This window comes from Oleiagrimonas sp. (assembly GCF_027858935.1).
In the GTDB taxonomy this organism is placed as follows: domain Bacteria; phylum Pseudomonadota; class Gammaproteobacteria; order Xanthomonadales; family Rhodanobacteraceae; genus Oleiagrimonas.
On the sequence record NZ_JAQIBU010000029.1, the window covers coordinates 1 to 6221 of the forward strand.

Sequence of the window (6221 nt, forward strand, 5' to 3'; positions counted from 1 at the left end):
AGCGCACCCGCCCCTACACGCCGCGTACCAACGGCAAGGCCGAGCGTTTCATCCAGACAGCCTTGCGCGAATGGGCTTATGCACGTAGCTATGAAACCTCGAACCAGCGCGTCGCCCACCTCAATCACTGGCTGCATCAGTACAACTGGCATCGCCTCCATGCCAGCCTCGGCTACCGCCCACCGATCACTCGCATTCCTCTGGCACTGAACAACGTGCTGGGTTTACACATCTAGGCAAGGCACCCCTCGACCCGCTGGCACCGGATACAGTGACGCCGGCACAAGGCCGGCGTGGTGCATCCATCGGAATAGTTTGCGCTGATCAGTGCTTGAGATTGCGCCGCATGCGCTCGAGGGCTTGCAACTGGGCCACGGCCTCGGCCAGCTTGACCTGGGCTTCGGCCACCTCCATCGCATCGGTACGGTCGGCAAGGGCCCTCTCGGCTTCTTCCTTTGCGGTCTTTGCGGCGGCTTCGTCCAGGTCACTGGCTCGCGCGGCCGAGTCTGCCAGCACGGTGACCACCTGGGGCTGTACTTCAAGAATACCGCCGGAGACATAGAACGACTGGCGCTGCCCGTCTTCGAGAAGGACCTCGACATGACCCGGCTTGAGCCGCGTGATCAGCGGCGCATGACGCGGGGCAATGCCGAGCTCGCCCTGCTCGCCAGTGGCAATCACCAAGGTCGCCTCGCCGTGGAAAATCTCGGCTTCGGCACTGACGATGTCGCATCGGATGGTGCTCATGTGTGTTCTCCCGGGAGGATTCAGGCCGCCTTCTTGGCGCCCATCTCCTCGCCCTTCTTGATCGCATCATCGATGCCGCCGACCATGTAGAAGGCCCGCTCGGGCAAGTAGTCCACCTCGCCCTCGACGATCATCTTGAAGCCGCGGATAGTCTCCGACAGCGGCACGTACTTGCCAGGCGCGCCGGTGAACACCTCGGCCACGTGGAATGGCTGGCTGAAGAAGCGCTCGCACTTGCGGGCGCGGGCCACCACCTGCTTGTCTTCCTCGGACAACTCGTCCATGCCCAGGATGGCGATGATGTCCTTGAGCTCCTTGTACCGTTGCAACATGCCCTGCACCTTGCGCGCCACGTCGTAATGCTCGTGACCGACGATGCTCGGATCCAGCTGGCGACTGGTGGAATCGAGCGGATCGACCGCCGGGTAGATACCCAACGAGGCGATGTTGCGCGACAGGGTGACCGTGGAATCAAGATGCGCGAAGGTGGTGGCCGGCGACGGATCGGTCAGATCGTCCGCGGGCACGTACACGGCCTGGATCGAAGTGATCGAGCCGGTCTTGGTGGAGGTGATGCGCTCCTGCAGCACACCCATTTCCTCGGCCAGCGTCGGCTGGTAACCCACGGCGGATGGCATGCGTCCCAGCAGGGCGGACACCTCGGTACCGGCCAGTGTGTAGCGGTAGATGTTGTCGACAAAGAACAGCACGTCCTTGCCCTTGCCGCTTTCGTCTTTCTGGTCGCGGAAGTATTCAGCCATGGTCAGGCCGGTCAGGGCCACGCGCAGGCGGTTGCCCGGCGGCTCGTTCATCTGGCCGTAGACCATGGCCACCTTGGACTCCGACAGGTTGTCCGGCTTGACCACCCCCGACTCGATCATCTCGTGGTAGAAATCGTTGCCCTCACGGGTGCGTTCACCCACGCCGGCAAACACCGAGAGACCCGCGTGCTCGGTGGCGATGTTGTTGATCAGCTCGAGCATGTTCACGGTTTTGCCGACACCGGCACCGCCGAACAGACCCACCTTTCCGCCCTTGGCGAACGGGCACACCAGGTCAATCACCTTGATGCCGGTTTCCAGCAGATCGCTGGACACGGACTGTTCGTCGTAAGCCGGGGACTCGCGATGGATGACGTTGTATTCCTTGGTATCGATCGGACCGACTTCGTCGATCGGACGGCCCAGCACGTCCATGATGCGGCCCAGGGTACCCGGACCCACCGGCACCTTGATACCTTCACCGGTGTTCTGCGCGACCAGACCGCGCTTGAGGCCTTCGGTGGTACCCAGAGCGATGGTACGCACCACGCCGTCACCGAGCTGCTGCTGCACCTCAAGGGTGATTTCGGTGCCGTCGACCTTCAGCGCGTCATACACGGACGGGACCTCGTCACGCGGGAACTCCACGTCGACCACGGCGCCGATGATCTGAACAACTTTGCCCTGACTGCTCATCGTTGTGTCCTCAAACTCTCAAGATTATGCGTGTGATGCACAAGCGCCCCTAGGGCGCCATGAAACGGGCGCGGCCAAGGCCGTCCCTGCATGAACCGGATCAAACCGCCGCCGCACCGCCGACGATTTCTGAAATTTCCTGTGTAATCGCTGCCTGCCGCGCCTTGTTGTAGACCAGGGTCAGCTCGTCGATGACCTTGTTGGCGTTGTCCGAAGCACTCTTCATCGCGACCATGCGCGCGGCGTGTTCGCTGGCCAGGTTCTCCAGCGTGGCCTGGTACACCAGCGACTCGATGTAACGCGTCAAGACGTGTTCGAGCACGCTCTCGGCCTCGGGTTCGTAAATGTAGTCCCAGTTGTGCTCGCGCTTGACCTCCAGCGCCATGACGGTATCTCCCTCGCCCGCCTGCTTGTTTTCGGCGTGTTCGGCGACCATCTGCTCACGGGCCACCGGAAGTGGCAGCAGCGCGTCCAGGCGCGGTTTCTGCGTCATGGTGTTGATGAAGTCGTTGTACCCCAGGATCACGCGATCCACCTTGCCCTCGGTATATCCGTCGAGCATGACCTTGATCACGCCGATCAACTTTTCCAGTTGCGGGCGTTCACCCAGGTGCGTGGTGCTACCAAGCAGGTTGATTGAGGCAATGCGGCGGAAGAACTGCACGGCCTTCTGACCGATCACCACCATGTCCACTTCCACGCCCTTGGCCTGCCAGTCGCGGATCTCGACCAGCGTGCGGCGGAACAGGTTGCTGTTCAGTCCACCGCAAAGTCCACGGTCGGTGGCCACGATGATGTAACCGACCCGGCGCACTTGCGTGCGTTCGACCAGAAACGGATGTCGAAGCTCGGTGGTGGCTGCGGCCACGTGGGCGATGACCTGACGCATGGAACGCGCATAGGGCCGCGATGATTTCATGCGGTCCTGAGCCTTGCGGATCTTCGAGGCCGAGACCATTTCCAGGGCACGCGTCACCTTGCGCATGTTCTGCGTGCTCTTGATCTTGGTTTTGATTTCGCGTCCGCTTGCCATCTCTATCGCTCGCTGTGCATGTGACGGTTGCCGGCCACGGCCGGCACTCGATGCGCTTTACCAGCTGCCGGTCTTCTTGAACTCGTCCACGGCGCTCTTGAAGGTTGCCTTGATGTCATCGTTCCAGTCGCCGGTCTCGACGATCTTCTTCATCAAGTCCTCGTGATTCTGGTGCATGAACGCATGCAGGGCTTTCTCGAAGGAAAGCACCTCGTCCACGCGCAGGTCGTCCAGATACCCCTCCTCGGCGGTGAACACCGAGATCGCCATTTCGGCAATGTCCAGCGGGGCGTACTGCGCCTGCTTCATCAGTTCGGTCACGCGCGTGCCGCGGTCGAGCTGGGCACGGGTGTCCGGATCAAGGTCCGATGCGAACTGGGCGAAGGCCGCAAGCTCGCGGTACTGGGCCAGCGACAGCTTGATGCCGCCGGACAGCTTCTTGATGATCTTGGTCTGCGCCGCGCCACCCACGCGCGACACCGAGATGCCGGAGTTCACGGCTGGGCGGATGCCGGCATTGAACAGGTCGGTCTCGAGGAAGATCTGGCCATCGGTGATCGAGATCACGTTGGTCGGCACAAACGCCGATACGTCACCGGCCTGGGTCTCGATGATCGGCAGCGCCGTGAGAGAGCCGGTCTTGCCCTTCACCTTGCCGTTGGTGGCCTTTTCCACGTACTCCTCGTTGACGCGCGCGGCGCGCTCGAGAAGACGGCTGTGCAGGTAGAAAACGTCGCCCGGATAGGCTTCGCGGCCCGGAGGACGCTTCAGCAGCAGCGAGATCTGGCGATAGGCCACGGCCTGCTTGGACAGATCGTCGTAGATGATCAGCGCGTCTTCACCACGGTCGCGGAAGAACTCGCCCATGGCACAGCCCGAATACGGCGCGATGTACTGCAGCGCGGCCGACTCGGAAGCCGAAGCCACCACCACGATGGTGTTTTCCAGCGCGCCGTTTTCTTCCAGCTTGCGCACCACGTTGGCGATCGAGCTGCGCTTCTGGCCGATGGCCACGTACACGCATTTGATGCCCGAATCCTTCTGGTTGATGATCGCGTCGATGGCCAAGGCGGTCTTGCCGGTCTGGCGGTCGCCGATGATCAGCTCGCGTTGGCCTCGGCCGATCGGGATCATCGAGTCGACGGACTTGTAGCCGGTCTGCACCGGCTGGTCGACGCCCTTGCGCCAGATCACGCCGGGGGCGATTTTCTCGATCGGACTGGTGCTTTCGGCATCGATCGGACCCTTGTCGTCGATCGGGTTGCCCAGTGCATCGACCACGCGGCCGAGCAGGGCTTCGCCGACGGGCACTTCGAGAATACGGCCCGTGGTCCTGGCCGTGTCGCCCTCACGCAGATGCACGTAGCTGCCAAGCACCACGGCGCCGACCGAGTCGCGCTCCAGGTTCAACGCCAACGCGTAGGTTTCGTTGGGCAGTTCGATCATTTCGCCGGACATCACGTCAGCCAGGCCGTGGATACGGACGATGCCGTCCGACACGCTGATCAGCGTGCCCTCATTGCGCGCCTCGGGCTCGAGCTTGAAGGACTCGATGCGGGTCTTGATCAGTTCGCTGATTTCAGAAGGGTTGAGCTGGGTTGCCATAATTGTTTCCCGGCGATCTCGATTCTTTAATGGGTCAGTACGGAGGCCAGTCGCTGCAGGCGACCGCGCGCGGAGCCGTCGATCACCTGCTCGCCGGTGTCGATGATCACGCCGGCAAGCAACGTGGGGTCGACTTCGGCGTCGATGTCGATCGCGCGCTGGAAGCGGCGTTTCAGCGTAGCCTTGAGCTGTTCAGTCTGTTCGGCGTCCAGAGCCATGGCGCTGGTCACCTTGACCTGGAGTGTCGATTCGGACTCGCGCTTGTAGGCGTCAAAAAGCGCATGCAATTCGGTCAGCAGCGGCATGCGGCCGTGATCGGCCAGATCATCCAGAAACCGCGCGAAAGGTGCATCCGTTGCGATGTCTGAAGGCAGATGCAGCGCGGCCAGCTGGTGCGGTTCGACGCGCGGGTCGTTGCACAAGGCAACCACCCGCGGGTCCTGCGCAACGCTGGCGGCAAAAGACAGTGCCTGCCACCACTCGTTGAGCGTGCCGTTTGCACGGGCCAGTTCGAAAGCGGCACGGGCATACGGTCGGGCGAGCGTGAGGGCTTCCATCAGATTTCCGCCATCAACTGGTCTAGCAGGGCCTTGTGCACGCCCGGATCGATCTCGCGTTGGACGATCCTCTCGGCACCCTTGATGGCCAACGCCCCGACTTCATGGCGCAATTGTTCGCGCGCACGCTGGGCCATCGAGGCAATTTCATCCTCGGCCATGGCCTTGTGCCGGTTGATCTCGACCACGGCGTCGGCACGGGCCTTTTCCAGGATCTGGTTGGCCTGTTGCTGCGCCGTATCGATGATCCCCGAAGCCTGCACCCGTGCCTTCTTGATCTCGGCGGCCACACGGGCGTCGGCATCCTTGAGTTCGGACTGCGCGCGCTCTGAGGCAGCCAAGCCATCGGCAATGTGCTTGGCACGCTTTTCCATGGCCTCCATCAATGGCGGCCACAGGAACTTCATCGTGACCCAAATCAGGATGCCAAACACCAGGATCTGGGCGAGGAGCGTTGCATTGATGCTCACGGTCTAATCCTCGTCGAGACTGTGGATGGGAACCCGTCAGTGGGAAACGGCAGCGGCATGCTGGGCCACGACCTTGGCGGCGAACGGATCGACGAAGGTCAGGTACAGCGCGATGCCGACGCCGATGATGGGAATTGCATCGATCAGGCCGACCAGCAGGAACATCTTGCCCTGCAGCATCGGCACCAGTTCCGGCTGACGCGAGGCGCCTTCCAGAAACTTGCCGCCCATAAGGCCCATGCCGATGGCGGCGCCGATCGCGCCGAGGCCGAACATCAGGCCGGCCGCGATGGCGGTCATGCCTTCAACAGATGCGAGTGCGCTGAGATCCATGTTTGTCTCCGGGTTACTT

The 6221-nt window shown here is 62.3% G+C and carries 8 protein-coding genes; 1 reads left to right on the forward strand and 7 read right to left on the reverse strand.

Translation table 11 applies throughout. The features are described from left to right. A partial coding sequence (locus tag PF446_RS01165) for an integrase core domain-containing protein (protein ID WP_298068877.1) occupies positions 1-236 on the forward strand: 236 nt, incomplete at its 5' end. An 88-nt stretch (positions 237-324) separates the two neighbouring features. Here PF446_RS01165 and PF446_RS01170 read toward each other — a convergent pair. From PF446_RS01170 to atpE, 7 genes are all read right to left on the reverse strand, one after another. After that, complete coding sequence (locus PF446_RS01170) at positions 325-747, reverse strand: F0F1 ATP synthase subunit epsilon (RefSeq protein ID WP_298068879.1); 423 nt, start codon at positions 745-747, stop codon at positions 325-327. A gap of 20 nt (positions 748-767) precedes the next feature. Next, complete coding sequence (atpD, locus tag PF446_RS01175) at positions 768-2204, reverse strand: F0F1 ATP synthase subunit beta (protein ID WP_298068880.1); 1437 nt, start codon at positions 2202-2204, stop codon at positions 768-770. Between the two features lie 100 nt (positions 2205-2304). Then, positions 2305-3237 carry a F0F1 ATP synthase subunit gamma gene (gene atpG / locus PF446_RS01180; protein WP_298068882.1) on the reverse strand — a complete coding sequence of 311 codons (933 nt, stop codon included), beginning with the start codon at positions 3235-3237 and terminating at the stop codon, positions 2305-2307. 57 nt (positions 3238-3294) lie between these two features. After that, positions 3295-4842, reverse strand: coding sequence for a F0F1 ATP synthase subunit alpha (gene atpA, locus PF446_RS01185; RefSeq protein WP_298068883.1), 1548 nt, complete (start codon positions 4840-4842; stop codon positions 3295-3297). A gap of 26 nt (positions 4843-4868) precedes the next feature. Then, entirely contained in the window at positions 4869-5402 is a 534-nt protein-coding gene (locus PF446_RS01190; RefSeq protein ID WP_298068887.1) for a F0F1 ATP synthase subunit delta, read from the reverse strand. Next, on the reverse strand, positions 5399-5869 hold the full coding sequence (locus PF446_RS01195; RefSeq protein ID WP_298068885.1) for a F0F1 ATP synthase subunit B: 471 nt from the start codon (positions 5867-5869) through the stop codon (positions 5399-5401). Before PF446_RS01195 ends, PF446_RS01190 begins: the two co-directional genes overlap by 4 nt. Before the next feature lie 36 nt (positions 5870-5905). Beyond that, positions 5906-6202, reverse strand: coding sequence for a F0F1 ATP synthase subunit C (gene atpE / locus PF446_RS01200; RefSeq protein ID WP_298068888.1), 297 nt, complete (start codon positions 6200-6202; stop codon positions 5906-5908). Positions 6203-6221: the final 19 nt, after the last annotated feature.

Excerpts from the sequence above, each read along its gene's own strand:
- atpD (WP_298068880.1), bottom strand. The coding sequence starts at position 2,204 with ATGAGCAGTCAGGGCAAAGTTGTTCAGATCATCGGCGCCGTGGTCGAC.
- PF446_RS01170 (WP_298068879.1), bottom strand. The coding sequence starts at position 747 with ATGAGCACCATCCGATGCGACATCGTCAGTGCCGAAGCCGAGATTTTC.
- atpG (WP_298068882.1), bottom strand. The coding sequence starts at position 3,237 with ATGGCAAGCGGACGCGAAATCAAAACCAAGATCAAGAGCACGCAGAAC.
- atpE (WP_298068888.1), bottom strand. The coding sequence starts at position 6,202 with ATGGATCTCAGCGCACTCGCATCTGTTGAAGGCATGACCGCCATCGCG.
- atpA (WP_298068883.1), bottom strand. The coding sequence starts at position 4,842 with ATGGCAACCCAGCTCAACCCTTCTGAAATCAGCGAACTGATCAAGACC.